Here is a 26674-nt window from a genome sequence, read left to right as displayed (position 1 = left end):
GGCTTCCTGCTTTCAGGCGGCGCGGAGCGCTTGTCAAGAATCTTGAGGCTTTGGCCGTGGGAGAATATCGGAGAATATCAATGCTAGAGCTTAAGGGCGGCGCGGGGATCGTAGGATTGAACCCGCTGCAGCCTTTCGTAAAGTTCTCGCTCTTCTTCGGAGATCTGGGTGGGCAAATGGATCTGCACCACCACGTAAAAATCCCCCCGTTCTCCGTTGCCTTTGGGAAATCCCCTTTCCGCCAGCCGCAACTTTCGCCCCGGCTGCATGCCAGGTGGGATCCGCAGCTTCACCACCCCATCCAAGGTGGGCACCTCCACCTGGGCGCCCAAAACCGCTTCGCTGGGGCTGATGGGCAGATCGCAGTAAACGTCGAATCCCTCTAGGCGATAGAAGGGGTGGTCTTTCAGCTCAATTTTAAGGTACAGATCACCGGCACCGCCGTTGGGGTTGGGGTGGCCTTGGCCGCGCAGGCGAATCCGCTTCCCTGGCGTAATTCCCGGCGGGATGTTTACCTCGAGCACGCGATCCCCGCCCACCCGCAGGCGACGCTTGCCCCCCTCAAAAGCTTCTGGAATGCTGATCTGGATGGTGGCCTCAGCATCGTAACTGGTGTTGCCAGTGGATCCCGAAAATCCGCTGCTGCGGTCTGTGGTTTGGCTGCGCACCCGGCCCAGCAGTTGATCGATGAAGTCTTGAAAATCATCAAATTGGCTGAAATCGACGCCACTCCCCCCAAATCCGCTCCCCCCAAAGTCTTGGCTGAAGGGGCTGCTGCTGTAGGTGTAGACATCGCGGCTGGAGCGAAACCCGCCCTGCTGATAGTATTGGCCAAATTGGTCGTATTGCCTGCGCTTGCTGGGATCCGAGAGAACTTCGTAGGCTTCGTTAATGTCTTTGAATTTCTCTTCAGCCGCTTTGTCGTTGGGGTTGACATCTGGGTGATACTTGCGGGCTAGGCGCCGATAGGCTTGTTTCACCTCATCGGCAGTGGCCGTTTTGCTGACCCCCAAAATCTTGTAGTAGTCCTTAAAGTTTTGCATGGAGGCGTCCGCAGGCAAATCGCTGAGAGTGGGCAGAAAACCACGAGGCTAGGCGTCCCCGGCAAGGGCTCCTTCCCTCCGACCTACTGAAGAAAATGAGGAGGCGGGCTAGACGCCATCGCCCATCCCGTCCCTCCTCATTATCGGCGCTACAAGTAAGGGCGGGATCCGCCCTGGGCCCGCGGCCCACGGAGGGATCCCTGAGCAGTCACTTGCTCTCGGTGAAGTCGGCATCGATCACATCATCGCTGCCGCCGGAGGTTTTCCCTGAGCCGGGAGTGGGGCCAGAGGAGGCCCCCGGCTGTTGATACAGCTCGCTGCTCATGGCGTAGAGAGCCTCTTGCAGCTCCCGCTCTTTGCTCTGGATGGCGCTGTCGTCCTCCCGCTGGATGGCCTCCCGCAGTTCTCGCACCAGAGTCTCGATTTGGCTGCGTTTGCTGGAGGAGATCTTGTCGCCCAACTCCTTCAACTGCCGCTCGGCTTGGTAGGCCAGCGAGTCGGCCTTGTTGCGGCGCTCAATTTTCTCCCGGCGGGCCCGGTCTTCGGCAGCGTATTTTTCTGCCTCAGCAATCATGCGCTCCACCTCTTTGCTATCCAAAGTAGAGGCGCCGGTGATGGAGATGCTCTGCTCTTTGCCGCTGCCTTTGTCTTTGGCCGTCACCTTGAGGATGCCATTGGCGTCGATGTCGAAGGTGACCTCGATCTGCGGCACACCGCGAGGGGCCGGCGGGATCCCGTCCAGCTTGAAGCGGCCCAGAGATTTGTTGTCGCGGGCCAGCTCTCGCTCCCCTTGCACCACGTGGATTTCCACAGAGGTCTGCCCATCTTCGGCAGTGGAGAAGATCTCCGACTTGCGGGTGGGGATGGTGGTGTTGCGCGGGATGAGCTTGGTGGCCACACCGCCCAGGGTTTCCACCCCCAAGGACAAGGGGGTGACATCCAGCAGCAGCACGTCTTTGACTTCGCCCGCCAGCACACCCGCTTGGATGGCCGCCCCAACCGCCACCACCTCATCGGGGTTGACACTTTGGTTGGGTTCTTTGCCCAGCAGCTCCCTCACCAGCCGCTGCACCGCCGGAATGCGGGTGGATCCCCCCACCAGCACCACTTCGTTGATGTCGGCCTTGGTGAGCTTGGCATCCCGCAGGGCTTGTTCCACCGGCCCCTTGCAGCGCTCCAGCAGGTCGGCACAGAGGTGTTCAAATTGAGCGCGGGAGAGCTTCAGCTCTAGGTGTTTGGGCCCATCGGCAGTGGCAGTGATGAAGGGCAGGTTGATGGTGGTTTCGGAAACGCTGGACAGCTCGATCTTGGCTTTTTCCGCAGCTTCCGTTAGCCGTTGCAGCGCCTGCCGGTCTTGCCGCAGGTCGATCCCTTCCATTTGCTTAAACTGCTCGGCCATCCAATCGACGATCTTCTTGTCGAAGTCATCGCCGCCCAACTGCGTATCGCCGCTGGTGGATTTCACCTCGAAAACACCATCCCCCACTTCCAGGATGGACACGTCGAAGGTGCCGCCGCCCAGGTCGAAGACGAGGATGGTCTCGTTGTTGCGCTTGTCCAAGCCGTAGGCCAAAGAGGCTGCTGTCGGCTCGTTGATGATGCGCAGCACTTCCAAACCGGCAATGCGGCCCGCATCTTTGGTGGCCTGCCGCTGCGAGTCATTAAAGTAAGCAGGAACCGTGATCACCGCTTGGGTGACCGGTTGGCCCAGGTAGCGGCTGGCATCATCCGCTAGCTTGCGCAGCACCATGGCCGAAATCTCTTCCGGCGCAAATTCCTTGTTCAGGCGGGGTGCGTACAGTTTGACATTGCCCCGCTCGTCCCGCCGCACCTGGTAGGAGACCCGCTTGGAATCGGCATTCAGCTCATCGTACCTACGACCGATGAACCGCTTAACCGAGTAAAACGTGTTTTCCGGGTTGAGCACCGCTTGGCGGCGGGCCATTTGGCCCACCAGGCGCTCTCCATCTTTGGTGAAGGCGACCACCGAGGGTGTGGTGCGAGTACCCTCAGCATTGGCGATGACGGTGGGGACACCCCCCTCCATTACGGCGACAACCGAGTTGGTTGTGCCCAGGTCAATTCCTACAACTTTTCCCATCGGCTCCTTATTCTCCTCTTCTTGAGTACATTGCTTCGGTTACCGCCGCCAGCCTGTGTGAAGTAGCTTGGGCAGCCAATCTGTGAAAATCCGGCAGATGCTTGGTCACTTCCTGGGTCGATCCTAACCAGCTGGTTGGCGAGGCCAGGGCGAGAATGCCGCCCATTTCTCGGGGCTGAAGGGCAGACCGGTTACGGATCTCCGTACCTGCAGCAGCCTTGCTTTCGGTGCCGCTTGGGGTATGGCCTGGGTTGGCAGCTATTGGCAACTCTTGGGGGACTGCTGCCAGGCTAGCTCTGGATAAGCTGCAGCGCCTCCAGGCCGCGGTTCACAACGGTTGCGGCCAGGGGCAGGTAGCCCATCTCCTCGGCCAGGGCTTGTCCTTCGGTAAGGGCCCAGCGGAGCACAGCTTGCAGGGCGGCGGCCATGGCGGGATCCGAGTACCGGCGGTAGGTCAGGATCCAGGTGTAGGTGACGATGGGATACGCTCCAGGGCCAGCGGGATCCGGCACAAAAGCCCGCAGGTTTTCCGGCAGCTCAATTTCGCTCAAGGCCAGGGCCGAGGCTTCCGGGGAGGGGAGAATGAACTCGCCGCGGCGGTTCTCCAGAGCTGCCACCGACAGATCCAGCTCGCGGGCATAGACCGACTCCACGTAGCCGATCACCCCTTCGCTGAGGAGCATTTGGGCGCTCATGCCCTCGTTGCCCTTTACCCCAATGCCCACCGGCCACTCCAGCGACATGCCAGCACCGACTTCCGAGGCCCAAGCCGGATCGATGGCCGCCAGGTGGCGGGTAAAGGTATCGGTGGTGCCGCTGCCATCGGAGCGGTAGCAGACGGTGATGGGCAGATCGGGAATGGTTAGCTCCGGGTTCAGGGCCAGGATCTCCGGATCCCGCCACTGGTCGATTTGGCCGCGAAAGATCTTCACCAAAACGGGTCGAGACAGCTTGAGTCCAGAAGGGATCCCCGGCAGGTTGTAGCCTACGGCAATGCTGCCTGCGGTCATCGGGATCATGACCACACCCCGCTTCACCTCGGCGATCTCGGCATCGGTCATGGCCACATCACTGGCGGCAAAGTCCACTGTCTGGTCAATAAATTGCCGGATCCCAGCGGCGCTGCCCACCGGTTGGAAATTGATCTCCACCTTGGGATCCACCTGGCGGTAATCGGAAAACCAGCGCAAGTAAAGAGGAGCCGGAAAGGTGGACCCGGCCCCGTTGATCAGCAAAACTTTGTCGGAGGACTGGCTGCCGGAGGCAGGAACGGGATCCCTGCCGCTGGGTTGGTCAGAACGGGATCCCCTTTGGCAGGCGCTCAAGGTAGCGCCGGTGGCCAATAAAGAAAGCAACACTTCTCGGCGACGGAAGCGGGGCAGTTGAGCCATGGTTCAGGTTCTCCGAGGTCACCGCCCCGATCCTTGTCTTGCCTGCGGGGCCCTGTCAAGGGTTGCCGGCGAGAGCTCTTGGGATCCCGTGCGTGGCCCACTTTCCCCAGGTGGCTGTCTTTCCCTCTGCGCCATCCCCGTATTCCTCGCTACGCTTCCCAGCAAAACTCAGGATCCAACCCAAGTCCAGAAAGGAAAGACAGAAAATGGAGAATTCAAGAGAAAAACAAAGAAAAACAGCGCAAACAAGAGATTGAGCGAGCTGAGTTCTGCGGCAGTTGCACAGAGATCCCCAAGCCAAAGCCTTGTCTGGCAAGGCTTAGCGGTTTTTGGGCCTGAGTCCCCCCGCATTGGAAAAACCTTGACATATTCTGGAATATGGCAATATATTGTGGATTCTGTGCAGAAATCCTGCGCTGTTCACATCTCGGTATCTGGGGGACTACTATGCCGACTTTGACTCGTTCTCCCTGGACACTGCGAGACAGCGAAAAGCTCTATCGCATCTCAGGTTGGGGGGATCCCTACTTCCGTATCAACGCCGCCGGTCATGTGGAGGTGACCCCACAGGGCTTACAGCAGCAGGAACCGGGCATTGACCTGTACCACTTGGTGATGGATCTGGTGGCACGGGGTTTGCAGTTGCCCCTCTTGATTCGCTTTCCCGAGATCGTGGCCGACCGCATGCGGCAAATTTGCGAGAGCTTTCAGCAGGCCATCCAGCGCTTTGGCTACCCCAACGTGTATCGAGGGGTCTATCCCGTCAAGGTGAACCAGCAGCGCCACCTGGTAGAAGAAGTGGTGAAGCACGGTCGCGCCTACCACTTTGGCCTGGAGGCGGGATCCAAGCCGGAGCTGTTGATTGCCCTAGCTTTGCTGGATACTCCCGGGGCTTTGCTGATCTGCAACGGCTACAAAGACCGGGATTTTATGGAGACGGCTCTCTTGGCCCAGCGGCTGGGGCGCACACCCATCATCGTTTTGGAGCGGCTGCAAGAGCTGGAGCTGGCGCTGCAGGCTGCCGACCAACTGGGCATTGACCCCATCTTGGGGGTACGGGCCAAGCTCTCCGCCCAGGGCAGTGGACGCTGGGGCACCTCGGCTGGGGATCGGGCTAAGTTCGGCCTCACGGCCACCGAGATTTTGCAAGTGGTGGAACGGCTGCGGGAAGCGGGCAAGCTGCATTGTCTACGCCTGTTGCACTACCACATCGGCTCCCAGATCTCGATGGTGAGCGTGCATGGACGAGCCGTGCGGGAAGCCAGCCAAATCTACATCGAACTCACCAAGCTGGGGGCCCCCATGGGCTACCTGGATATCGGCGGCGGCTTGGGGGTTGATTACGACGGATCCCAGTCCCCCAATCCTTTTTCCCAGAGCTACAGCATGGAGGACTACGCCGCCACCGTGGTGCAGACCGTGCTCACCGCCCTGGAACCCCACGGGATCCAGCCGCCGGTACTGGTGACCGAAAGCGGACGCGCCCTGATGTCCCACCAGTCGGTGCTGGTGTTTGACGTGCAAGATGTCAACGCTGCCAGCCCCTACCCGATGCCCACCCAGCTCACTTCCGATGCGGAGGTGATCCAGAAGCTAAACCAGCTTTACTACCAAATCCAGCCCGATACTCTGGTGGTCAATTACCGCCGTTGTCAGGAGCTGAAGGAGGCCGCCCTGCGCCAGTTCACTGAGGGATCCCTCAGCTTGCAGGAGCGAGCTGAAGTGGAGCGGCTGTTCTGGAACTGCTCCGACAAGATCTGCACCTTGGCCTACGAGCAGCACCAAGCAGGGCACCCCGTGGCAGTGGATCTCCTGGATCTGGACGAGATGCTGGCCAGCATCTACTACGGCAATTTCTCTCTATTCCAATCCCTGCCGGATAGCTGGGCCATCGACCAGGTCTTCCCCATCATGCCGATTCATCGTCTGGATGAGGAGCCACGCCAATGGGCCACCCTGGCCGATCTCACCTGCGACAGCGACGGCAAGATCAACCGCTTCTTTGGCGAAGATGGGCAGATCACCTCGGTCTTGCCGCTGCACGACCCCAACGGACATCCCTACCTGCTGGGGGTGTTTCTGGGGGGCGCTTACCAGGAGATTCTCGGAGATCTGCACAACCTGTTTGGCGATACCAACGCGGTGCATATTCGCTCCCGCCCCGGCGGCTACCACGTTTCCCAAGTCATCAAGGGGGACACCATCGGCGAGGTGCTGAGCTGGGTGCAGTACAACAGCGAAGATCTGGTGGAGACCCTCCACCACGCCACCGAGACCGCCCTGCAGCGAGGGCAGATCACGCTGGATCAAGCCCGCGCCTTGCAGCAGCACTTTGAAGACAATCTGCGGGCCTACACCTACTTGCACTGAAGGTGGTGTTCCTCGAAAAAATCCCTAAAACCAAACAGGGATCCCGGCCTAAAACCGGGATCCTTTTTGCTTCCAGATCAAACCAAATCAAAACCAGATCAAAAATTTGTCGATCACAGACGCACCGGACTGTCCAAAGCCAAGTTAATCGTTTGGTTAGGGCGCAACACCACGACTTGAGGTGCCGTGATATTGCCCACCGCCACTCCGGCTCCAGCTCCGCCAATAACCCCTAAAGCAGAAACGCCTCCTGTGAGCAAGCCCAGCACCGTACCCCCCACAGCACCAATGGCTGCATCTTGAGCAATCGCTTCGGCAGAATAGTGGCGCGGGTCTTTCTCAGTGTGGATCAAATCAGTGGATCAAATCAGAAGACATCTGCACCGAGTAAAGTCGCCCATTGGCAATCAAAGCTGTGCCGAAGAACCTGGCCCCTCCCTGAGTCGGTCGCAAGCTGCCTCGCACCTCGCTGCCTGCTGGAATCGCCAATTGGCCGCTGCCGTTGTAGATGTCCTGGGCTACCCGCAGGGTAAGTGGGTGGGTGCTGTTGGGACTGAAGTACTGGGGCTCTTCTCCCTTGAAGCTCTGGACGGGAATGATGGTGCCCGGCTGCAGTTGGCGCACTCCCAAATCAAACAAGTGCTGGGCAGAAGCAGATGGCATTGTCAACAGACCCATGCTGGGGATGGCTAAGCCAATCATCGCTGCCGAAAGAACACGAATGCTCATAAAAATTCTCCTTCTCCGGTAAATGTTCAATCAAGATTGCAACGAAAACGCAAACTCTTGCGAGCAGTTTAAAGATCAAGCCCGACGAACGAAGCCAATTAACGCCAACAAAACCAAAGCCCCAATCGTGGCCATCAACAAGCTTCCCAACAAGCCCGTAGCCGACAGGCCAAGTAAATCGAAGAGGAATCCTCCAAAAAATGCCCCGCAAACACCAACAATTATGTTGCCTATCAAGCCAAAGCCATAGCCGCGTCGGATATTTCCTGCCAGCCAACCTGCTAGGGCTCCGATTAGGAGAAACCAAAGTATGCTGTTCATAGAACCTACTTCCTCAAGGTATGCCGTTCCTACAGATTACCCCTTGTTGCAAGAAAATAAATGCTCCAAGAACCAACCTTCTATACACTCGGCACACTTGACGGCTACTTACCAAATTGGTAGCCTTTGCCGAGAACAGATGGTTATTTGTCTTTTGATAACAGACCTCTATGGAGATAAAGATAAGAATCTTGTGAATGATTATGAAAGGGATCCCCTGCTTGCTGCAGCTTCACAATACCTAAACCTCAAACAAAAAAAGACTGGCAGTGTGAGGTCTACCAGTCTGAGTCAGTTCCCTGTGAGTGAGCTGATGCCGTCGTTGCCAACGTCTTCAACCCGATTCCCAGTTTGTGTTGCTTTTTGCCATTTCGAAGTGATTCAGATCACTTGAAACTTGAGGAGCCCGCAGCTTTGGCGAGCACTCCTGTCCTGATTTCTTCGTACAGGGATCCCCCATCCCCACCCCTATGAACCCTGAGGCGACAAAGAGAGCATCTCAAAACCAATCAAAACAAAGGCAACTGCTCCTCTTCCACTGGGGCAAGGCTTGAAGATCCCAGCTCCTCCCAGTTGGGGGCCCAGTCTTGTAAAGGATCCACATATTCCTCCAACAACTGACGGGCCGCGGCCAGCAAATCGTTGTGCAAGGGGGCCAGATCGCTGCGGTCGGCCAGATACTGCTCCAGAGCCGTCAGGGGCTCAAGTCGGCTGGGATCCCATCCCGGCAGACGGATGCGGCTGGGGCTGACCACTTCTGGGGCGATGGTGTAGCTAAAAGCAGGGGCAAGAGCGTTGTGCAGAGCCCGCTCATCAATGCACTCTAGCTGGTCGGGCCGTATGCGGTAGATCAACCGCAGGATGGAGCCGGCCACGGGGGCCTTGGCGATGGCGGCCAGCAGCTTAGACTGCGCCTGCTGGGGTGGATCTGCGCTCAGATCCAGGCGAATGGTGTGAAAGGTACGGGTTGGCAGGGGCAAAAATTCATAGCTGGCCCCCGTAGGGGTGACTTCCACCAGCACACAGCCTTTTTCCTCTTTTTCTTCGCCAAAATCCACCCGCTCAATGCTGCCGGGATAGAGCATCAAGGGATCCCGACACAGCACCTGGTGACGGTGGACATGCCCCAAGGCAACATATTGGTAGGCAGGTCGAGCCAGCAGCGAAAGGGGCACTGTAAACCCTCTGCCCACCGAAAGATGGCGTTCTGCTCCGTAGCGGGCCGTCTCCACCATGACGTGAGCCAACAAAATCGCCGGGATCCCTGGCTGCAGGGTGCGGATCTCCCCTTCTAGGGCTAGGCGGAGGCGCTGCAGGAGCTGATGCGCGAGGATTTCCCCTTCAAGCGCCAAGCTTTCCTGTTGGGCGAGTAGAGCAGAGCAACTCAGCCAAGGTAAAGTGGTCACCTGCACCGGGCCACCGCGAGTTTCGATCCGATGAGTTTCCAGTCTGTCCCCCACAATAAAGCCTGAGACCCCCAAAGCGCGGTAGATAGCCAGGCTGTTGCCTCCCTGTCCCTGCCCGTACTGATCGTGGTTGCCCACCAACAGGACGGTTGGGATCCCTGCATCGGCCAGGCGGCGAAACTGTTGGGCAAAAAGCTCTTGATGGAGAGGGGGGGGTGTCGCATCGGGGAAAGCATCGCCCCCAAACAACACCAGATCCACCGCTTGGTTGAGAGCATGGTCAATGCACAAGCGCAAAGAAGCTACAAAATCTTCCAAACGGGTATTCAGGCCGGTGGCCGGGTTAATGTGGCCGTAGGCAAGGCCACTGCCCAGATGAATGTCGGAAAGATGTAGCAACCTTACCATCTTGGGCGCTCTTGGAGACTTTGCAGCTCTCCCATCTGTTGGGATAAACCTTGCCGTTCGCGTTAGCGGGACGGAGTCCTTTGGTTATCCAGAATGGCAAACCCAGGGTTGAACAATCTTTGCTTAGGCTTGGCGGCGGGGCCTGGCTCGATCCAAACGCAGAGGCCGGCCCATGAATTCCTGCCCGTTCGCGCTCTCGATGGCTTCGTCCTCCTCAGCTTCGGTTGCCAGATCCACAAACGCGAAGCCTCGTGTCTGACCTGTCTCTCGGTCTATCGGGATTGTAACCGACTTAACGTTCCACCTCTGCTGGAAGAAAGCTTTCAGTTCTTCTGTTGAGGCTTTATAGTTTAGGTTCCCCACAAAAATGGTCATGGCAATTCAAGCAAAGTAAGTCACCAATCAGCAAGGGTGGCAACAAAGCTCCAGAGTACTTCACTTCTATCATGGAGCCTTGCTAAGTCGCACAACGTGAAAGGATGTAAAGGGATCCCTGCCGGAAAATCTTCCCCCTTCCCCATCCAAAATGCACCTTTGTCCAACTTGACGGGCCTGTACTTTTCTGCCACTGGGTTGAGGTTCTCTGCCCTCGCCTCGGCCAAGCTCCCTTCCGGCACGTCGAGATCCGGCATCTTGTCACGTTGTTGCGATTTGTTAAGATATGTATTATCCTGCTTGCACTACCTGGCCAGATCTGCGCTGTTGGAACTCTTTGCAGACCTCTCTACCTGAGCACTCTGAGGTGATAATGATGGATGAAACGCTAGAGCTCTCTTTGGAGCAGCAATTTCGCCAGCGGGCTTTCGAGACCTTGGTTTCTCGCATGAGCCCCGAGCAGGCCAAGGACATCTTGGTCAAACTGCACAAGCAAATGCTGCTGCAGGAGGCCACTTACCGCCAACTGCTGCGTCATTCCCTCAGCGCCTGATGCACGCCCTTTCACTTCCCACCTGGTGGATTCACGTTGCCAGTGTTTTGGAGTGGATCGCTGCTGTTGTTCTCGTGTGGCAATTTGGGGAGCGAGTGGGCCGGCCCGAATGGCGAAGTTTGAGCTGGGCGATGCTGCCCGCTTTGTCGGGGGCAATGTGCGCAATCACCTGGCACTGGTTTGACAACGACCCCAAGTTGGACTGGGTGGTCACTGCACAGGCCAGCTTCACCTTGCTGGGCAACTGCACCTTGGCTTGGGCTGCTTACCGCATTTGGCGGGCTGAAAGGGTGGATGAGCCTGCACAGAAGGGGGATCCCGACTAGGCGATGAACAGTTTATTTGCCCTCTCTCTGTTCCCTTACTTGGTCTTTTTATTCTTCCTGTCGCGGCTGCGCCGGATCCCACGTTTGGCTTTGGTTGGATTTTGGCTGTTGTTGCTTTTTGTGGCCGTCAGCATCCCGGCAGGGCTGTACGCTCAGATGCACTACGGCACTTCCCTGGCCAATGTGGATCCCTTGCATGGAGGGGCGGAAGCTTTTCTCACCCTTTCCAACATTTTGGTGGCCCTGGGCTTTAAGCAGGGAATTGACCAGCAGTCCCAACGACTTCCAGAGGCTGGCGACAGCAACCCTGAGCCATGATCATCCCAAACAAGCCTCTACCCCCTCTCCAAAGGGAGAGGAGAGCTAGGCAACAGTGGTTTCAGCACAACCAGGACTGAATGTAGAATGGGGATCCAGGCCTGATACCTGCTGTTATTCTGTGAGATCTGCCAGATGGTGGCTACCCTTTCTGTTGCCGTTCCCAAAGTGAAGCTGAAGCATCCGCCCCTGCACATTTATCGCATGGGGGACAAGGTGCTGCGGCAGCCGGCCAAGCGCGTTAGCCAGGTCAATGAGGAGATCCGCCAGCTTGCCCGGGACATGCTACAGACCATGTACAGCTTCGATGGGATTGGTCTGGCGGCTCCGCAAGTTGGCATTCCTAAGCGCATGATTGTGGTAGATCTCTATCCCGATAAGCCGGAGGTGCCACCCCTGGTGCTGATCAACCCGGAGATTCGCGAGTACATTGGCGAGGCCGTTGCCGGGCAGGAGGGTTGCCTGAGCATTCCGGGGGTATTCTGCGAGGTCATGCGCCCAGAAGGGATTGTGGTTTCGTTCAAGGATGAAACGGGGCGGCCCCGCACCCTTCGAGCGGACGATTTGCTGGCGCGGGTGATCCAGCACGAAATCGACCACCTCAACGGCGTGTTGTTTGTGGATCACGTGGAAAACGAGCTGGTGCTGGATCAAGAGCTGCGCAAACACGGCTTCCAGATGCAGGATGTGCAACGCAAAGGCAAGCCCTCTGCTGCCCCCCGCTGAAGCCTTGCTAGATGAGTGTCAGTTTAGTGGTTTAGTCTAGTGTTGCAAGCGCTGGGCCAAGAGCTGCTCCTCAAGGGCGGCAATGCGGTTGTAGGCAGCGGTTAACTGGGCACTCAGGCGCTGTATTTGGGCTTCGGGGGCCAGCTCATGCCCCATGCTGCGGTTGCTCACCACGGTGGGTTCATCATCCAGCAGGAAGTTGTGGCTGCCATCTTCCACCAAGTCTGAGATTAGAACGCTGTAACGGGAGGGGGTGGGGGTGTTTTTTTTGGCTTCCTGGGTAGCCAGGAGAACGGCCACCACCTGCTCGGGCATCCGCTCGATGGCAGCTTTTAGCTCCTGTATTTGCGACTCCAGACGCTCAAGGTAGTGCTGCACTGCTTCGCTCATAGCTGCCCCAGTTTTCGACTACCTTCATTGAAAAAGGCAAATTTCGGATCCCCTCTTCTTCCCCCAGATCATTTAACGATTGCTTCCGGGAGGTGTTCCCCGAAACTCCTGGGTTCTCTCACAAGCCACAATTGAGGTGTGCATTTTCCGGAGATTTTGGTTTTCCGGTCATCCATTTCCGAAGCAAAAAGCTGTGCAGATGCAGGATGCTGTTCAGGGATCCCGACCGCGGGGCTATACCTTGCCGGTTTTCGCCGTTGCTTCGGCCAGAGCTGCTCTTCACCACCTTCTGGGGATCCCTTTGGAGAAGGAAGGGGGGCGCTTGGCGATTGCGGTGCAGGCTGAGCCCCAGTCCCTTGAGGCTTGGATCCGGATCCCGGTGGAGCAGGTAGCTGCCTTGGAGAAGACAACAGCTCTGGCCATTACCCGCTCGGATCCCGGCCCCCACCTGGATCTCACCCGCGACACACCGGTCTGGGCTTGGGTGAGGTTGGAGGAGAGGGATCCCGAGGATTCCCCCTTGATCTTGGAAGCCGGGGAAGGGCTGGGGCGACGCACCGATGGCAGCCCGGCCATTTATGCCTATGCCCGCCGTTTGTTTGAGATCAATCTTTTGCCCGGGATCCCCCCCGATTGCCGGTTGCGGGTTCGCATTATCTTGCCTGAAGGAAAGCTGCTGGCGGAGCGCACCTCCAATGCCGCTTTTGGGGTGCTGGAAGGGCTGGCCCTGTTGGGAACGCGGGCGGAGGTGGAGCCTTCCTCAAGTGTTGAGAGCTTAGAGCAAGCCCGCCAAGAGCTGCAACAAAAGTTGGAGCGGCACAAGCATTTGATCTTTTGCGTGGGCAGCCATGGGCAGCAGGTGGCGCTGGGGCAAGGGATCCCGGAAGACCAGATCCTGCGAGTAGCCAATTGGATAGGGCCGTTGCTGGTGGAAGCGGCGCTGCGGGGGGCGGAGTCCATTCATTTGATCGGCTACCACGGCAAGCTGATCAAGCTGGCAGGGGGGATCTTCACCACTTCCAGCCACGTGGCCGATGCCCGCTTGGAAATTCTGGCGGCAGCCCTGATCCGGCGTGGGGGAACGGCAGAACAGGCACGGCAAGTGCTGGAGTTGCGGACAGTAGAGGCAGCGGTGCACCATCTGGATGGCCTTGGCTGGGCAGCACCCGTGATGCAGGAGTTGGCTCGCCAAATCCTGGAGCGAGCCACAGGCTATGTGCAAAAGTATGCCGGTCGATCCCTGCTGTTGGCGGTGACGTTGTTCGACCGACAGGGGCAAATCTGCGCCCAGGTGGGGATCCCATAATGAGGTCATTTCGATTGAGACGAGGACATTGCAATCCCCCCGGATCCTCAACCATTTTTCTCCCGAAGTGTCTTAAGCGCTCCGTGCCGCCAAAGGCAACCACCCCCGGCTCCTCTCCCTTTAGTCCGTGCTCCAAAAGTCAATCCCTCTGCTCGAAACCCGCTGAGCAACGGTGGATCCCGGCCAAGACCACATAGGAGAGCGTTACGGCTGAGGAAGCAGATCCACTTTCCCAGCCACTGCCAATCAAACTCAGGTTGGCACTAGGATCCCACACCTAGTTCCCGGAGATGTTGACACTATCCACCCGCCAGCGAGTGGCCGAGCCGGAAGCTGTACCAGAAGAGCGATAGCGGAAGGCAATGTAAACACGGTTGGAAGGCTGGATCCCAGCCAGAGAAATCGGGCCGGAGTCGACGAAGCTGCCCGTAGAGAGAGTGGGAATCGTCAGAGCAGTCCAAGTGGCTGCATTCACTGCCGCTGGAGTGCCTGCACCGCTGTAGTTGGTGGAGTAAAGAACGCTTAGTTGTTGCGAAGGAGGAAGGCCGTTATCGCTAAAAGAACTCTGATTGCGGAAGGTCAGAACTGGGTTGCTGACGGAAGCCAGGTTCAGAGGAGGAGTGATCAGCCAGTCATTACCCGGTTGCTGACCGTTGAAAGCGTTGGCCTCGGCAAGGGAGTTGACACAACGCCAGGAACGACTGGTGTCGCCGTCCACATCCACAATCTGCCAGCCGGCTGGAGCAGGGTTGCAGTTATCAAAGCCTTCAGTCAAAGGCAGGTTAACGGAAGGAGGAGTTGGTGTCGGTGTGGGCGTCGGCGTCGGTGTTGGGGCCGGAGTCAGGTTCAAGCCAACGAGCACCGGATCGTGGTCGGAAGAGCGGAAGGGATCGCTGGCGTAGAATAGGCTCTGCTGAGAGGGACTCTTGAAGCTCAGGGTGTAGTCCAAGCTCACGGGCTCATCAGCGTTGATGTGCCACTTAGCTGAGCCTGTAACTTGGGGTCTCAGACTGCTGTTGGCCAGGGCATGATCCAGAGATCCCCACTGTCCTTGGAAGCTAAAGGAGTAGCTGTTGGGGCCATTGAGGTTGGTGAACCCGCCCGCCTCCAGAGTTTTGATCGGATCCTCCATAGCGTAGGAGTTGAGATCCCCCATAATCAACACATCCGGATCGGTGGAGCCAGTTGGATTGGTGGCGAGCCAGCTCAAGAGTTGCTGAGCGGCCCGGGTGCGGTTGCCGTTGCAATTGCCTTGGAAGGGATCGTTGTCAATAGGATCGCAGGGAGAAACCTTGGACTTGAAGTGGTTGACCACAACAGTGAAGGTGGCGTTGTTGCTCCGCTGCCGGAAGGTTACAGCCAGAGGAGGACGATGGAAGCGTCCGGGGCCTTGGGTGAATTCCCCTGTGTCCAGGAAGGCCGGGTTAGTGCCGGGGGCAATTTCAACCGTAGCTGGCTTGTAGATAAAGCCGTTGGTGATGGCATCGCCGCCCAGGTTGGGCACTCCAACATTCACAAAGGCGTAGGTTCCTGCCCCCATGACCTGGTTGAGCCCGTTCACCAAATCCTGAATGGAACTATTCGAACCGTATCCATCGTTTTCTAACTCGTTGAGGCCTACGATATCGGCATCCATGCGGCGAATAGCCTCGATGAGCTTATCCCGCTGGCGGGTGAACTCGGTGGCGTTGCTGGCTCCCCGACAGGAGGAGTTATTGGGGAAGCAGGCGTTGCCGAAGGTGTTGAAGTAGTTGAACAGGTTAAAGCTAGCTACCCTCAGGGAGCCCCCTACTGAGGGTGGGTTTTGCGGGCGAGGGTTGGTGGCTGTAAACCTGGGCAAGTTGTTGGGATCATTGGGGTGGATACGGTAGTCGATGGTCGCATCCACATCGCCACTGACATTCCGGCCTCGCAACTGGGTCATGATCCCGGTGATGTTGCTGACGCGATCGCCGCCGCGCACAGTGTTAGCCGCGCTCAGGCCACCCGGAGTGGGGTAGATAACCGGATCTGGGTTTTGGGTGAGCAGCCGGTCATCAATGCGAATCCGCTTTCGGTCGTTTTCCGCTTGAATGGCAGCTGCCTGGCTGGGAGCCGCAATTTGCGTAGGAGTGAACAACCGCTCTGTGGCCACACTCAGCTCCCCGTGGCGTCCCAGCAAGAAGGAGTCGGTTACAAACAGGGGCTGATTTCCAAATGTGACCAGCATTCCTTCCAGAGCTTCCCTTTGCTCCGCAGTCAGCGGTAGAGAGATCTGCACTGGGGCCGGCAACGGATTGTCAGAGCTACAGACAGTAAAGCTGGTGACGTTGGAGAGCTGGGTTTGCTGGCGGAACTCAGCAACCGTTCCGGTCACCTGAACCCTATCCCCAAGCCTGACGTTATTAGCTGTGCCACTGAAAACGAAGATGCCATCTGATGTGGCGGGATTCCCGTCACCATCATCTTGTAGGTAGTAGCCCTGGAGATAGGTTTGGCCAGCCACCCCCTCATTTTCAAAGTCTCCTACTACGATTCCAGAAACCGTGACTGTTTGGTTCACCAGAGGGGAAGTGAAGCCAGTGCCCTGGACAGTGCCAACTGGGATCAGGTTGGCGTTGGGATCACAGCCTCCCGGCGTGGGCGTCGGTGTTGGCGTGGCTGTGGGTGTTGAAGTCGGGGTCGGTGTGGGCGTCGGTGTTGGCGTGGCTGTGGGTGTTGAAGTCGGGGTCGGTGCTGGCACAGGTGTAAGTTTTGGCAAAAGAGTTCTTCTGGAGCCGCACCCTTGCAGAGAAACCAAAAGCACCAAACCAAAAACTAGCACCGCAATTGATTGGGCAACACGACGCGAAGTAACCCTAGACCACATCTGCTTCACTCCTCCCGAAACTTCAAAGGATCCCGTATTTTTACCGTCTATATGGACACCATCTTCAGGAAGGAATCTGAGTAAAGGGGCAGTTAAGGTACGCTTAAGAAGACAAGAAGTTACCCCCGCCTGAGTCAAAACTCAGGGGAGAACATGGGCAGGCTTTTTCCCCTAATCCCCCAATTCGGGATCCGGTCGTACCCGCACCCCCATCTGGCGCAGCAGACGCAAAGAGTTTTCCGGCCCATCGATCATCTGCTGCTCGTTGATCCAGTAGGTGGCAATGCCCAGGTCTTCTAGAAATCGCACATAGGGATCCGGCGGCGGTCCATCGAAAACGGCGGCCTTCTGGACGGAAAAGCCCTGCTCGATCCAAGGGCCGAGGGCAAAGCGCTCATAGTAGAGCAACTGTCCCACCACTTCCTGCAAAGCCTCTGCCGCATCCTTGTGGTGCAGGAGCTTCACTTCGGCCAAAAGCAGATGCCCGTCCGCCACGGCCAAAAAGTCAAAGGTATGCTGATCCTCCCGGACTTCCAATCCTGCCAGGCGGAACCAGCGGCGAAACTGGTGCAAGATCTCGTTGTGGCGTTCGCTGCGCTCCAACTGACGGCGACGGCGGCGTTCTGCCATCAGCGGGTCTGTCCCGGCGCTGTGAGGGATCCCACTGCTACGGAACTGGGGCGGCTCATCGGGATCCAAGACCACCTTGCCCCCGGCAGGTTGATGCAGGAGGGGCGGCATCTGGGGCAAGAGTTCTGTGGATCCCCACTCCACCTCTGGCTGCTGAGCCCAGGTAAGCAGGTGTCGATTCAAGGGGTGCTCAGGGTGGGTGTCGAACAACAGGCGCAGTTGAGACTGGCTAAACTGAAAATCCAGACGAAATTGCTCGATGGAGAGGCTGCTCCGCCCCTTTTGCAAAGTTTCCTGGCCAAAGTAAAGCATCACCAAGAGCGGGTAAATCGGCAGCGGACGATGGGAGGGAATGAGCATCGCCCACATGTCATCCGTCCAGTGGGGGAGCAGGATCTCGGCCTGTTTGCCTTTGCCCACCACCTGCAACATTTTGGGGTGTCCCGGCTGCCAGCCACAGGGGTGATCGTCAAAGCCGCAAGTCTGTCGCCCTTGATCCACGCTCAAGGGGTAGCGCCCATCATAAAGGCGGAAAGGACAGAGATCCCGGTCTTCGGCCAAAAAGCGCTCGTCTTGCCACAAGTGGGCCGCCAAGGCATGACAGCCGATCCCTTCCTGGCTGTTGCAGGCTTTGAGCCAGCGCCGTTCCGCCAGTTTCCCGCCCACTTTGCTCGGGGCCAGGGGCCGGATCAAACCGTTTTCCCCCTGGTTGAACAGAGGCCACACCAAAGGCTCGCCGGTTTCGGGCAAGGTCGGTAAAAGAGGGTGGGTTTTGCTGTAAAACGGGTCGCAAATGCGCTGGGCCACTTGCTGCAAGGGCAGTCCGCGAGGGGATCCCACCCAAGGCAGCAGAGATCCCGATCCGGCCTGAGCACGGTGATATTGGATGGCCAGAGCCACCTCTAGCCCTATGGGACGGAGTTCCGGCGTGAGCTGCCGGTAGCGCTGCAGCAGCCGGGAAGCCTGCACAAACAGGTCGTAGCGCCGAACGGGAACTGCGTCAGCCATAGTGTTGCAGGAAAAGCTCCCCACTGCCTTGGGCAAGAGCTGGTACAGGCAAGCACCTCCGCCTCAAAAGAGGATACTTTGGCAACCGCCTCTACAGACCCAGACCTTGCCGAGGATATCGGGCCGACACCCCCTCCTCTTGGCACCAGGTCAGTTGTCAGTGTAGTAGAGAAACTCTAGGGCGAGAAGATGCTGCCCCTCGCTTGCAGGTTGTGGGAAGAATGCGCAGCAGGCCCTAACGCCACGGCCACCCAGGAAAGGGAAAGGGGCGCTCTGTCTCTGCATCGCGGTCGTACTCCGTAGGTCGGCCTGTATCCCCCTGAATCACCAAGCTGCCTACGTAATCGGCCTCTCGGTAGACGCGGGCAATTTGATGGTGGATTTGGGCCATGTCCTCGGCGGAGACCACGCCATTGTCGGTGGCTTTGTAGAACTGGACCGTGACCCGAATGGGAAAGCGGGGATCCCGCTCGATGTCCAGGTTGTTGATCTCGGTGAAGGGGCCCTCTACCTCTCCATGTCCGATGACAGCGGCTTCTACATTGCTGAGGCCGGCCAGGTCGGCTGCGGGTCCGAAATTGACAGAGATATCCTCAACTTCCCTTCGCGGCGGCTGCCGCTGCTGGAGAGGTACTTGGATCACCATCACCAGGTTCAGGGCTTCTTCTGCTACTTCCGCCGAATGGGGATCTCCGGGGGTTGGGTTGGCGGCTTGCTCGGCCCGAAAATCGCTGAGGCGCTGCCCGGTGAGGCTGGCCCGTTCACCGTTTTGATTGAAGAAAAGGCGCTGGCCCCAAATAGCCCCGCCCACCCTATCTTCGGTGCGGTTCTCGATCACCGTAATGCTGGTGCCCTCGCGGGTGGCCAAGATTGCCAGCACGGCTGGGTTACCGGGATAGGATTGGTAGTTGAACAACACCGGGTTGAATTGGGCAGAGCCCCCGGCAGGGATGGGCAAAAAGGCAGCTTGGGCGCTCACCAACACATGGCTATCCCGTGGAGCCAGCAGGGAGTTCCGGTTGCCGGCCCAAGAGCCGGGATCATGTAAGTAGCGGCGCAGATTCCCCAGCAGCTCTCGCAGCGACACGGGTTGCAGGGGTTTTCCTTTTTCGTTGCCCACCAGCACCTGTAGGCTATCGAGGGGCAGGTCGGCAGACAGATCGGCAAAGTTGGGGTAGCGGATCACCGGCATCAAGCTCAGCTCGTAGTGACCCGTTCTGGGGTTGAGCTGGTGTACCTGGATGGTCATGTCGCTGATGTTGGGGCCAAGGGCAGATCCCTTGTGGCGTCCGGTATCTTCCCAGGTGATGTTGACGATATCCAGCCCATACTGCTTTGCCAAGGCTCGCGCTTGCGGATCCCAGGTCATGGAAATCGTCTGGTCAATCACCTGCCTGTAGGCCAAGTACTCTGCCCACTCTGAAGGCGAGGGGGAAGAAAGGGACTGGTGGAGGGGAAAATCCATAGGGGTTGCCTGAGAAGTAGACACCATCGGCGGAGCGGCCAGGGAAATGCCCACCCAGCTCAGTGAACTCAGCAGCCAGGGGATGGGGGCGCGTATAGCAATATTCCTGAGGATTGGAAATTGGGGGACTATACCCTGACAATAGCTCCCAAAAGGGGAGAGGACGTGGCGGTTTCACTTTTGGCAACCCCATGCTTTTGCCGGGATCCCAGGCTGCCTGGGCTACGATAAAAGGCTGTAGCACCCTTTCGAATCATTCCAGATCATGGCCAATATCCGCCGGGATCCCGAGGTCAACGCTTCTGTAACTTCAACTTCTCCAGAGCCTCAGGCGCAGGTTCAGCCCTTGCCGCTGCATGTCATGTTCCGCCTGGGCCTGTTTCAAATGGGCTTGGGAATGATGTCGCTGCTCACTCTGGGAGTGCTGAACCGCGTCATGATCGACACGGATCTGCTGGCCATCCCGGCAACGGTGGTGGGGGGATCCCTAGCCATGCACCAGTTGGTCTCCCCGGCTCGGGTTTGGTTTGGGCAGCTCTCGGATGCCAAGCCCCTGTTTGGCCTGCATCGCACCGGCTATGTGCGTCTGGGATCGGTGCTGTTTGCGGTCTGCATCTTCCTGGGGGTGCAGGTGGTGTGGGGTTTGGGGGAGAGCTTTGCGGCCACGGGTTGGTCTGGAGCCACCTATGGCTGGGTAGGCTTGGCCTGTTTGATGTTTGCCCTCTATGGTCTCTGCCTCAGCGCCTGCTCCACGCCTTTTGCGGCTTTGCTGGTGGATGTGTCAGACGAGGACAACCGCTCTAAGTTGGTGGGGATCGTCTGGTCTATGTTGATGGTGGGGATTGCCGGCGGGGCCATTGGCTCGGCAGTTCTGCTGCGGGGCTTGGATCCGGACAACCTGCAGAGCACCATTAATCGCCTCTTCATCATCATTCCAGCCGTGGTGATCCTGCTGGGGGTGGTTGCCACCTGGGGGGTGGAAAAGCGCTATTCCCGCTACGGATCCCGTTCCACCCTGGCCGGACGGGAAGACCAAATCACCCTTGGCACGGCCATCAAGGTGCTGACCGCCAGCCGCCAAACCCTGATCTTTTTCGGCTTCTTGGTGTTGATGACCATGGGCCTGTTTATCCAACAGCCGATCCTAGAACCCTACGGCGGCGAGGTGTTTGGCATGACGGTGGCCCAGAGCACCCAGCTCAATGCCTTTTGGAGCCTGGGTATTTTGGCAGGGATTGTGCTGACCGGATTTTTCATTGTGCCCAAGCTGGGCAAACAGACAACGGCCCGTCTGGGCTGTCTGCTGGTGGCCATCTCTTTTGGGCTGACCATTGCATCAGGGTTTACAGGCAATCCACGGCTGCTGCAGCTGTGTATGATCCTGTTTGGTTTGGCTTCTGGGATCACCACCAATGGCGCCATTACCCTCATGTTGGACTTGACGGCAGCGGAGACGGCAGGCACCTTTATCGGGGCTTGGGGTCTGGCCCAGGCCATGTCCCAGGCGGTTTCCACCTTGCTCGGCGGGGCTTTGCTCGATTTGGGGCGCATTCTCTTCCCCACTTCTTCAGTGCTTGCCTATGCCACCGTCTTTGGGGTGGAGGCAGCGGTGATGTTGCTGGCCGTGTATTTGCTGGGACGGGTGAGCGTGGCCGAGTTTCGCGAAAAGACCAACCGTGCGCTGACCCAGGTGTTGGCTCTGGAGCTGGAGGGCTAGCAACGCGGGGCCGACTCGTAGTGGGGGCAGCCCTGACAGGGCCCGCTGGGGTTGACGGCACAACGCAGCAAGGGCGAGTGAGCATTAAACCGACAGGAGGGATCCCCCAGGAACCTTCCCACTTCCTGAGGTGGGGTGACCGAACGCACCAGGGCGCGGATCCCACACAGGTGGTATTTGCCTTGCCGGAGCCGGTAGGAATGACGCTTTTCCAGAACCAGGTAGTGCTGCTCTGCCAGTTGGACGTAGGTGCCCGGATGGGGACTGCTCTCCCAAGGGCATTCTTCCACCACCTCTCCCGAATCCGCGTCGATCCACTGAATGGGCAAGGTCGGGTTGATGGAAGACATAAGGCGCAAACGGAGCCAGTTTAGGGCAGCAGACTACAAAATGATGGACTGGGCTTGACTTGTGATTAACAAATTGTGCAACTTTTTCCGGCAACACTGAGTATGGCTGGTACAAATGTTCTCTCTTGTGTGACCTGGAGCCTGCTAATCTACAGAACTTCTACAAAGTTAAGTTAGAAAAAGCTGTACTCAGTGTAATGGATTTTCCGCAGCGGGCGGAGAACGGGATAGGTTGGGCCTGTGGCGGCGAAAAGATGGATGCTTCGACTAGCTGTTGGAATGGGCTTGGCGGGCCAGTTGGGTGAGAAAGGCCAGAGGATGACGGTTTTGGAGCTGCTGCCTAATCCGCTCTTGCAGGATTTCCTCTTGCCAGGGATCCCCGGAAGACAGCCACTCTAGGTAACTGAGCCCCGCCACCCGTGTCAGATAGGCCCCCGTCACTGCCTGCAGGGGGATCCCCATCACCATCAAGGGGCTGGCCTTGAGCAGAGAGCCCAAAGCCTGAGTAGCCAGCTCCAGCCCCCCCAGTTGCACCACCATTTGCGCCAAACTCTGGGCAATTTGCTGGGCCCGGCGCAAGGTAATGCGTCGGTCAAACACCTGGTGCAGTTCCCCGATCATGCGTGCCTGAATGGCTACTCCTGCCAGCACATCCAAAGCAGGAAGAGGGGTTGCCGCCAGGGCAGCAGCGGTGGCCCACTGCATCCGTTCCACGATCTGACGACCCTGCTGGCAGCGCTCCTCCTGTAGGGCCTGTTGGGCAGCTTCGGTCAAGGTTCGGGTTTGCAACAGAGCATTGGCCAAGCGCAGGTGGGATCCCTTCTGCTGCAGCAGTTGAGCCATCTGTTGGATGAGGGCCTCCGTATCGGGGGGCTGCGGCTCCCAAGTTTCCCGCACAGAGCCATCTTCGGAGTAGTAGCGAACCTTCAGGGGTTCTGGATCGGCGGCGATGGCCACCACCTGTTCGGCGGGGATCACACCGGCAGTGCGCCGGCGCAAATGGGTCAAGATGGTCTCCACATCCTCCGGCAGCATCTGATCGGTTTTGTTGAGGGCCAGGATGGTGGATTTGCCCAGCCGGGCCAGCTCCAGCATTTCGGCATATTCCGAAGCCAGCAGATCCCCGGCCACCACCAAGATCAGCAGATCGGCTTTCTGGGCTAAGGCGCGGGCTTCCGCTTCCCCTGCCCCTCCAATCGTCAGCAGCCCAGGTGTGTCAGTGAGGGAAATGGGGCTGTTCAAGCCCTCCAATTGGTAGGTGTGGATGGATCCCTGCTGGGTGGTGCCCAGGGTGGGGGCTGTTTCGCCCACTGGTCGGCCCATCAAGGCATTGATCAACGAGGTCTTGCCGGCGGAACTGGTGCCGAACACCACCAGATGCAATTCCTCCTGGTTAAGCCGCTGATTGATCTCTTGCAGCTTGGCACGCAGGGCACGGCGACTGATGTCATTCTGCAGCTTCTGGATCAGGCGATCGGCATCTTCCAGATCGGCTTGCACCTGATTCCGAGTTAACTTAACCCGCCGCAGCGGTTGTGTCCGCTGACTTGGAGCACTTTGCCGTCGGCGAGCCTGCTGCCACCAATGGCGCGCTGCCAGACCTGCTGCTGCTGTCCCCCCAAGGATGGCGCCCACCACCAGATCCGCAAGAGGCTCGGAGTGGGGAGCCACGAAGCTGTAGATCCCGCTAACCCATTGCAGATATTGGCTCAGGGCCGCCAAACCCAGCCCTGCCCACAACCACACCCAAGTGGAGCGCGACAGCACCATCCCAACCCACAGCCTGCCCAGATCTCCAGATCAAAAAGCCAAAATCGACCGGTCATCCCAGAGGACAGCCCCCGCTGTCAACTGAATCTGCAACCGCTTCTCCAGCATAGGGCTTGCTGTAGCTGAGCATACAATTTTGTCAAGAGTTTTGCTGGGGATCAGCCACCCGCAAGTAAAAGAGGAAGGGGAAGCAGGAAGTCAAAAACACCCTCAGCTCAACCGGCCAAATGAGCCAGGGATCCCCAACAAAAGCCTAAGTCCCTCTCCCAGAATCCCTGGCGGATCCAGTGGTGCCGGCAAAAATTGGCCGCCGCGATAGTCCAATAGCTGCACCAGCAGCAAGTAGCCCACCCCCAGAGTAATGGCCAGGATTCCTGTAACAATGGCTACCCACTTCGGCCTTTCCACGCCGGGCCTCCTCGGTCAACCGCCGAACTTGACTTTATCCTATGATGCCCGAAACCCCTAGCGAGGCGGGATCAAGACGGTGTCGATGACGTGGATGATGCCGTTGGAAGCTTGAATATCCGCGGCGATCACGTTGGCGTTGTTGATGCGAATCCGTCCGCCCTCAAGAAGCGTGACGGTGACGGGGGATCCCTGCAAAGTCGTTACCTGCTGGCCGGATCTGAGGGCACTGGAAGGAGCCAAGCCAGGAACCACGTGGTAAGTGAGAATGCGCACCAGCTCTGCCCGGTTCTCAGGTCGCAGCAAAGATTCCACCGTGCCAGGGGGCAAAGCGGCAAAAGCAGCATTGGTGGGAGCGAATACCGTGAAGGGACCTTCCCGCTGCAAAGTCCCCACCAAGCCCGCTGCCTGCAGGGCCGTCACCAAGGTACTGAAGTCGGGGTTGGCGGCGGCAACGGCGACGAGGTTGGGCAGCGGCGTAGGGCTGGGAGAGAGAGTTGGGGTAGGCGTCGGCGGGGCAATGGCCGTATCGCTGCTGGAACTGGCACAGCCTACCAAGGCTAAGCAAGCAGCCGCCGTCAGCCCAAGGGTGAGGGCTTTGTAGTTCATAACAAAAGTTAATACTCTAAAACATTTGTCATCATCTTAGGGGTAGCAGCCGCTCTCGCACGGTTAGCTGTAGAGCAGAGCAGGGATCGCCTTCGCGTAGAAGTGGCTGCGATAAAGTTCGGTATCCTGGGGGTGTGATTGCTGGAGAGGAGAAAGGCCATGAACGGGATCCCGTCGTGGTTGCGGCAACTCCGCCGCTGGCTGCCCTGGGTTGCTCTGCTTCTCGTTCTGGTCTTGATCGGCTACTGGGTGGGTCCTCGGCCCAGACCCTACCCCCAAGAGCCGGAGCTGCCCACCCTGGCCCCTCTGCCGCAGCACCCCCGTATCCGGGTGGTGTTCAACCAAAGCCGCGAGAGCACCTATCGGGATCCCTACCGCCAGATCCGCCGCTACGGCTACAACCTGGAAGAGTTGATCATTTCCCAGATTCGCTCCGCTCGTCAGTCGGTGGATATTGCCGTGAAAGAGCTGAACCTACCGCTCATTGCCCAAGCCCTAGTGGAGCGACGACAGGCCGGGATCCCGGTGCGCTTCATTACCGAAAACACCTACGTGCGGGCCTGGCACCAACTCACCCCTGACCAAGTGCGGGCGCTGGACGAGCGCAGCCGCAGCAAGTTCGAGGAGTACCGCAACCTGGTGGATGTGAACCGGGATGGACGGTTTTCGGCTGAGGAGGTCGCCACGCGGGATGTGTACGCCTTGCTGGATGGAGGCCAGGTGCCCTGGCTGGACGATACCGCCGATGGTTCCAAGGGCAGTGGCCTGATGCACCACAAATTTGTGGTGATCGACGGGCAGAAAGTCTTGACCGGCTCGGCCAATTTCACCCTCTCTGATATTCACGGGGACTTTGATGCGCCTGGCAGTGTCGGCAATGCCAACCATCTGCTGCTGCTGGACAGCCCGGAGCTGGCCCGCCTCTACACCGAGGAATTCGATCTCATGTGGGGCGATGGCCCCGGTGGCTTGACCGATAGCCGCTTCGGCGTGCAAAAGCTCAAGCGTCCCCTGGAAACGGTGTACATTGACGATGCCATTGTGAGGGTTCACTTTTCTCCTGCCAGTCGCTCCCTGCCCTACGAAGCCACCTCCAACGGCATTATTGCCGCCACCCTGGCCCAAGCCCGGCAACAGGTGGATCTGGCTCTGTTCGTCTTTACGGATCCGGGCATTGCCAACCAACTCAGGCAACTGCGCCAGGAGCGCAACGTAGAAATCCGCGGGGTGTTCGACCCCGGTTTTGCCTTCCGAGACTACAGCCGCACCCTGGAGATGTGGGGGCTCCTGCTGCCCGGCGAAGACTGTACCGTGGATCCAGCCCGCCTGCCCTGGACAACGCCCGCCCAATCGGTGGGGACACCCAACCTGGCCCTGGGGGACAAGCTACACCACAAGTTTGCCCTCGTCGATCCTGGCACCGCCAACGCCACCGTGATCACCGGATCCCACAACTGGTCGATGGCCGCCAATCACGTCAACGATGAAAACCTCCTGATCATCCGCAATAGCCGAGTGGTGGATCACTTTGTGCGGGAGTTCGACCGGCTCATTGCCGATGCCCGCTTTGGCCCCAGCCGCCGCCTGCAACAACAGGCAGAAGAGGGATCCCGTCGCTGCCCCAATCCTGTCCCTGCTGCGGCTTCCCTACCTGAGCCGGAGCTGCTGGAAGTCGAGGTCGTTCTTCCTCCTGAGGCGGGATCCCCTTCCCCGTCGGTTGCTTTTCCGGTGGCGTCTCCTGGGGGATCCCCTCGCGTTAACCTGAATACGGCCACGGCGGCGGAGCTGGAACAGTTGCCCGGCATTGGCCCCGCCCTGGCGCAGCGCATTATCGAGGCCCGCCCCTTCTCCTCTTTGGAGGATCTGCAACGGGTCAATGGCATTGGCCCAGCCCGGATTGAGCAACTGCGGGATCGGGTAACCTGGTAGGAGTTAGCCCCCTCTTGGTCAGGTTGAGGGCGCGGAGTGCTTTCGGAAGTTCATCCCAGAGCAGCTCCTAAAGGGCCTCTCCCCTCGAATAAACCCCAAATTAAACCCCAAATATAGCCCAAATATAGTCATTTCAGTTCAAACCAGGACACTGCACCCACGCCTAAAATGTTGGTC

24 protein-coding genes are annotated in these 26674 nt (G+C 58.5%); 8 read left to right on the top strand and 16 right to left on the bottom strand.

The annotated features are described in order from the left end of the window. Positions 1–83: 83 nt before the first annotated feature. From NW870_RS05435 to pstS, 3 genes are all read right to left on the bottom strand, one after another. Positions 84–1043, bottom strand: a complete 960-nt coding sequence (locus NW870_RS05435; RefSeq protein ID WP_414374311.1) for a DnaJ C-terminal domain-containing protein — start codon at positions 1041–1043, stop codon at positions 84–86. Positions 1044–1251: 208 nt separating this feature from the next. After that, positions 1252–3144, bottom strand: coding sequence for a molecular chaperone DnaK (gene dnaK, locus NW870_RS05430; protein WP_414329477.1), 1893 nt, complete (start codon positions 3142–3144; stop codon positions 1252–1254). Between the two features lie 290 nt (positions 3145–3434). Then, positions 3435–4535, bottom strand: coding sequence for a phosphate ABC transporter substrate-binding protein PstS (gene pstS, locus NW870_RS05425; protein ID WP_414349959.1), 1101 nt, complete (start codon positions 4533–4535; stop codon positions 3435–3437). A 447-nt stretch (positions 4536–4982) separates the two neighbouring features. Between pstS and speA the strand changes: the two genes are divergently transcribed. Continuing rightward, complete coding sequence (speA, locus tag NW870_RS05420; protein ID WP_414349960.1) at positions 4983–6905, top strand: biosynthetic arginine decarboxylase; 1923 nt, start codon at positions 4983–4985, stop codon at positions 6903–6905. A 113-nt stretch (positions 6906–7018) separates the two neighbouring features. On the opposite strand, the gene NW870_RS05415 is transcribed toward speA, so the two are convergent. The 5 genes from NW870_RS05415 to NW870_RS05395 all read right to left on the bottom strand — a co-directional run bounded on the left by NW870_RS05415 (position 7019) and on the right by NW870_RS05395 (position 10144). Then, complete coding sequence (locus tag NW870_RS05415; protein ID WP_414329398.1) at positions 7019–7258, bottom strand: hypothetical protein; 240 nt, start codon at positions 7256–7258, stop codon at positions 7019–7021. Between the two features lies 1 nt (position 7259). Then, positions 7260–7634, bottom strand: coding sequence for a hypothetical protein (locus NW870_RS05410; protein ID WP_414350220.1), 375 nt, complete (start codon positions 7632–7634; stop codon positions 7260–7262). Between the two features lie 75 nt (positions 7635–7709). Further along, the gene (locus NW870_RS05405) at positions 7710–7955 is read right to left on the bottom strand and encodes a GlsB/YeaQ/YmgE family stress response membrane protein (protein WP_414350218.1); all 246 of its coding nucleotides are present in this window, start codon (positions 7953–7955) and stop codon (positions 7710–7712) included. A 509-nt stretch (positions 7956–8464) separates the two neighbouring features. Next, on the bottom strand, positions 8465–9769 hold the full coding sequence (locus NW870_RS05400; protein WP_414374308.1) for a metallophosphoesterase family protein: 1305 nt from the start codon (positions 9767–9769) through the stop codon (positions 8465–8467). A 123-nt stretch (positions 9770–9892) separates the two neighbouring features. Beyond that, the gene (locus NW870_RS05395) at positions 9893–10144 is read right to left on the bottom strand and encodes an RNA recognition motif domain-containing protein (protein WP_011434316.1); all 252 of its coding nucleotides are present in this window, start codon (positions 10142–10144) and stop codon (positions 9893–9895) included. 373 nt (positions 10145–10517) lie between these two features. On the opposite strand from NW870_RS05395, the gene NW870_RS05390 reads away from it, so the two are divergent. The 4 genes from NW870_RS05390 (at position 10518) to def (ending at position 12067) form a co-directional block, all read left to right on the top strand. Beyond that, positions 10518–10697 (top strand): NblA/ycf18 family protein, encoded by a 180-nt coding sequence (locus NW870_RS05390; protein WP_238376817.1) that lies wholly within the window; start codon positions 10518–10520, stop codon positions 10695–10697. Then, positions 10697–11023 carry a DUF2499 domain-containing protein gene (locus NW870_RS05385; protein ID WP_414374306.1) on the top strand — a complete coding sequence of 109 codons (327 nt, stop codon included), beginning with the start codon at positions 10697–10699 and terminating at the stop codon, positions 11021–11023. Before NW870_RS05390 ends, NW870_RS05385 begins: the two co-directional genes overlap by 1 nt. A 3-nt stretch (positions 11024–11026) precedes the next feature. Continuing rightward, a complete protein-coding gene (locus NW870_RS05380) occupies positions 11027–11341 on the top strand; it encodes a DUF3593 domain-containing protein (protein WP_414374303.1) in 315 nt (104 codons plus the stop codon). A gap of 135 nt (positions 11342–11476) precedes the next feature. Beyond that, the gene (gene def, locus NW870_RS05375) at positions 11477–12067 is read left to right on the top strand and encodes a peptide deformylase (RefSeq protein ID WP_414374300.1); all 591 of its coding nucleotides are present in this window, start codon (positions 11477–11479) and stop codon (positions 12065–12067) included. 36 nt (positions 12068–12103) lie between these two features. Here the strand turns inward: def and NW870_RS05370 are convergent, their stop codons facing one another. Continuing rightward, positions 12104–12457 carry a hypothetical protein gene (locus NW870_RS05370; RefSeq protein WP_011434310.1) on the bottom strand — a complete coding sequence of 118 codons (354 nt, stop codon included), beginning with the start codon at positions 12455–12457 and terminating at the stop codon, positions 12104–12106. 199 nt (positions 12458–12656) lie between these two features. Between NW870_RS05370 and cbiD the strand changes: the two genes are divergently transcribed. After that, positions 12657–13763 carry a cobalt-precorrin-5B (C(1))-methyltransferase CbiD gene (cbiD, locus tag NW870_RS05365; protein WP_414374298.1) on the top strand — a complete coding sequence of 369 codons (1107 nt, stop codon included), beginning with the start codon at positions 12657–12659 and terminating at the stop codon, positions 13761–13763. Between the two features lie 277 nt (positions 13764–14040). Here the strand turns inward: cbiD and NW870_RS05360 are convergent, their stop codons facing one another. The 3 genes from NW870_RS05360 to NW870_RS05350 form a co-directional block, all read right to left on the bottom strand. Next, positions 14041–16611, bottom strand: a complete 2571-nt coding sequence (locus tag NW870_RS05360; protein ID WP_414374297.1) for an ExeM/NucH family extracellular endonuclease — start codon at positions 16609–16611, stop codon at positions 14041–14043. A 171-nt stretch (positions 16612–16782) separates the two neighbouring features. Continuing rightward, a complete protein-coding gene (locus tag NW870_RS05355) occupies positions 16783–18249 on the bottom strand; it encodes a hypothetical protein (protein WP_011434306.1) in 1467 nt (488 codons plus the stop codon). 235 nt (positions 18250–18484) lie between these two features. Continuing rightward, complete coding sequence (locus NW870_RS05350; RefSeq protein ID WP_414374296.1) at positions 18485–19714, bottom strand: hypothetical protein; 1230 nt, start codon at positions 19712–19714, stop codon at positions 18485–18487. A 265-nt stretch (positions 19715–19979) separates the two neighbouring features. Between NW870_RS05350 and NW870_RS05345 the strand changes: the two genes are divergently transcribed. Continuing rightward, positions 19980–21431: a BCD family MFS transporter gene (locus NW870_RS05345; protein WP_414374294.1), complete on the top strand. Its 1452-nt coding sequence runs from the start codon at positions 19980–19982 to the stop codon at positions 21429–21431. On the opposite strand, the gene NW870_RS05340 is transcribed toward NW870_RS05345, so the two are convergent. From NW870_RS05340 to NW870_RS05325, 4 genes are all read right to left on the bottom strand, one after another. After that, positions 21428–21781 carry a DUF6464 family protein gene (locus NW870_RS05340; RefSeq protein WP_414349734.1) on the bottom strand — a complete coding sequence of 118 codons (354 nt, stop codon included), beginning with the start codon at positions 21779–21781 and terminating at the stop codon, positions 21428–21430. The genes NW870_RS05345 and NW870_RS05340 overlap by 4 nt on opposite strands. 267 nt (positions 21782–22048) lie before the next feature. Beyond that, a complete protein-coding gene (locus tag NW870_RS05335; protein ID WP_414374293.1) occupies positions 22049–23551 on the bottom strand; it encodes a DUF697 domain-containing protein in 1503 nt (500 codons plus the stop codon). Positions 23552–23761: 210 nt separating this feature from the next. Further along, positions 23762–23959: a hypothetical protein gene (locus tag NW870_RS05330; protein WP_414356846.1), complete on the bottom strand. Its 198-nt coding sequence runs from the start codon at positions 23957–23959 to the stop codon at positions 23762–23764. A gap of 57 nt (positions 23960–24016) precedes the next feature. Continuing rightward, positions 24017–24568, bottom strand: a complete 552-nt coding sequence (locus tag NW870_RS05325) for a fasciclin domain-containing protein (RefSeq protein ID WP_011434299.1) — start codon at positions 24566–24568, stop codon at positions 24017–24019. A gap of 159 nt (positions 24569–24727) precedes the next feature. On the opposite strand from NW870_RS05325, the gene NW870_RS05320 reads away from it, so the two are divergent. After that, positions 24728–26497, top strand: a complete 1770-nt coding sequence (locus NW870_RS05320) for a phospholipase D-like domain-containing protein (protein ID WP_414356844.1) — start codon at positions 24728–24730, stop codon at positions 26495–26497. Positions 26498–26674 lie beyond the last annotated feature (177 nt).

The sequence above is a fragment of the Synechococcus sp. R50.1 genome (assembly GCF_047462115.1).
Taxonomy (GTDB): Bacteria; Cyanobacteriota; Cyanobacteriia; order Thermostichales; family Thermostichaceae; genus Thermostichus.
The sequence above is the reverse complement of the archived record's forward strand: the minus strand, read 5'-3'. Positions and strand labels throughout refer to the sequence as shown.

Bases quoted from the DNA above. Each gene is read 5' to 3' on its own strand.
- NW870_RS05435 (WP_414374311.1), bottom strand. From the start codon at position 1,043: ATGCAAAACTTTAAGGACTACTACAAGATTTTGGGGGTCAGCAAAACG.
- dnaK (WP_414329477.1), bottom strand. From the start codon at position 3,144: ATGGGAAAAGTTGTAGGAATTGACCTGGGCACAACCAACTCGGTTGTC.
- pstS (WP_414349959.1), bottom strand. From the start codon at position 4,535: ATGGCTCAACTGCCCCGCTTCCGTCGCCGAGAAGTGTTGCTTTCTTTA.
- speA (WP_414349960.1), top strand. From the start codon at position 4,983: ATGCCGACTTTGACTCGTTCTCCCTGGACACTGCGAGACAGCGAAAAG.
- NW870_RS05410 (WP_414350220.1), bottom strand. From the start codon at position 7,634: ATGAGCATTCGTGTTCTTTCGGCAGCGATGATTGGCTTAGCCATCCCC.
- NW870_RS05405 (WP_414350218.1), bottom strand. From the start codon at position 7,955: ATGAACAGCATACTTTGGTTTCTCCTAATCGGAGCCCTAGCAGGTTGG.
- NW870_RS05400 (WP_414374308.1), bottom strand. From the start codon at position 9,769: ATGGTAAGGTTGCTACATCTTTCCGACATTCATCTGGGCAGTGGCCTT.
- NW870_RS05395 (WP_011434316.1), bottom strand. From the start codon at position 10,144: ATGACCATTTTTGTGGGGAACCTAAACTATAAAGCCTCAACAGAAGAA.
- NW870_RS05390 (WP_238376817.1), top strand. From the start codon at position 10,518: ATGATGGATGAAACGCTAGAGCTCTCTTTGGAGCAGCAATTTCGCCAG.
- NW870_RS05385 (WP_414374306.1), top strand. From the start codon at position 10,697: ATGCACGCCCTTTCACTTCCCACCTGGTGGATTCACGTTGCCAGTGTT.
- NW870_RS05380 (WP_414374303.1), top strand. From the start codon at position 11,027: ATGAACAGTTTATTTGCCCTCTCTCTGTTCCCTTACTTGGTCTTTTTA.
- def (WP_414374300.1), top strand. From the start codon at position 11,477: ATGGTGGCTACCCTTTCTGTTGCCGTTCCCAAAGTGAAGCTGAAGCAT.
- NW870_RS05370 (WP_011434310.1), bottom strand. From the start codon at position 12,457: ATGAGCGAAGCAGTGCAGCACTACCTTGAGCGTCTGGAGTCGCAAATA.
- cbiD (WP_414374298.1), top strand. From the start codon at position 12,657: ATGCAGGATGCTGTTCAGGGATCCCGACCGCGGGGCTATACCTTGCCG.
- NW870_RS05360 (WP_414374297.1), bottom strand. From the start codon at position 16,611: ATGTGGTCTAGGGTTACTTCGCGTCGTGTTGCCCAATCAATTGCGGTG.
- NW870_RS05355 (WP_011434306.1), bottom strand. From the start codon at position 18,249: ATGGCTGACGCAGTTCCCGTTCGGCGCTACGACCTGTTTGTGCAGGCT.
- NW870_RS05350 (WP_414374296.1), bottom strand. From the start codon at position 19,714: ATGGATTTTCCCCTCCACCAGTCCCTTTCTTCCCCCTCGCCTTCAGAG.
- NW870_RS05345 (WP_414374294.1), top strand. From the start codon at position 19,980: ATGGCCAATATCCGCCGGGATCCCGAGGTCAACGCTTCTGTAACTTCA.
- NW870_RS05340 (WP_414349734.1), bottom strand. From the start codon at position 21,781: ATGTCTTCCATCAACCCGACCTTGCCCATTCAGTGGATCGACGCGGAT.
- NW870_RS05335 (WP_414374293.1), bottom strand. From the start codon at position 23,551: ATGGTGCTGTCGCGCTCCACTTGGGTGTGGTTGTGGGCAGGGCTGGGT.
- NW870_RS05325 (WP_011434299.1), bottom strand. From the start codon at position 24,568: ATGAACTACAAAGCCCTCACCCTTGGGCTGACGGCGGCTGCTTGCTTA.
- NW870_RS05320 (WP_414356844.1), top strand. From the start codon at position 24,728: ATGAACGGGATCCCGTCGTGGTTGCGGCAACTCCGCCGCTGGCTGCCC.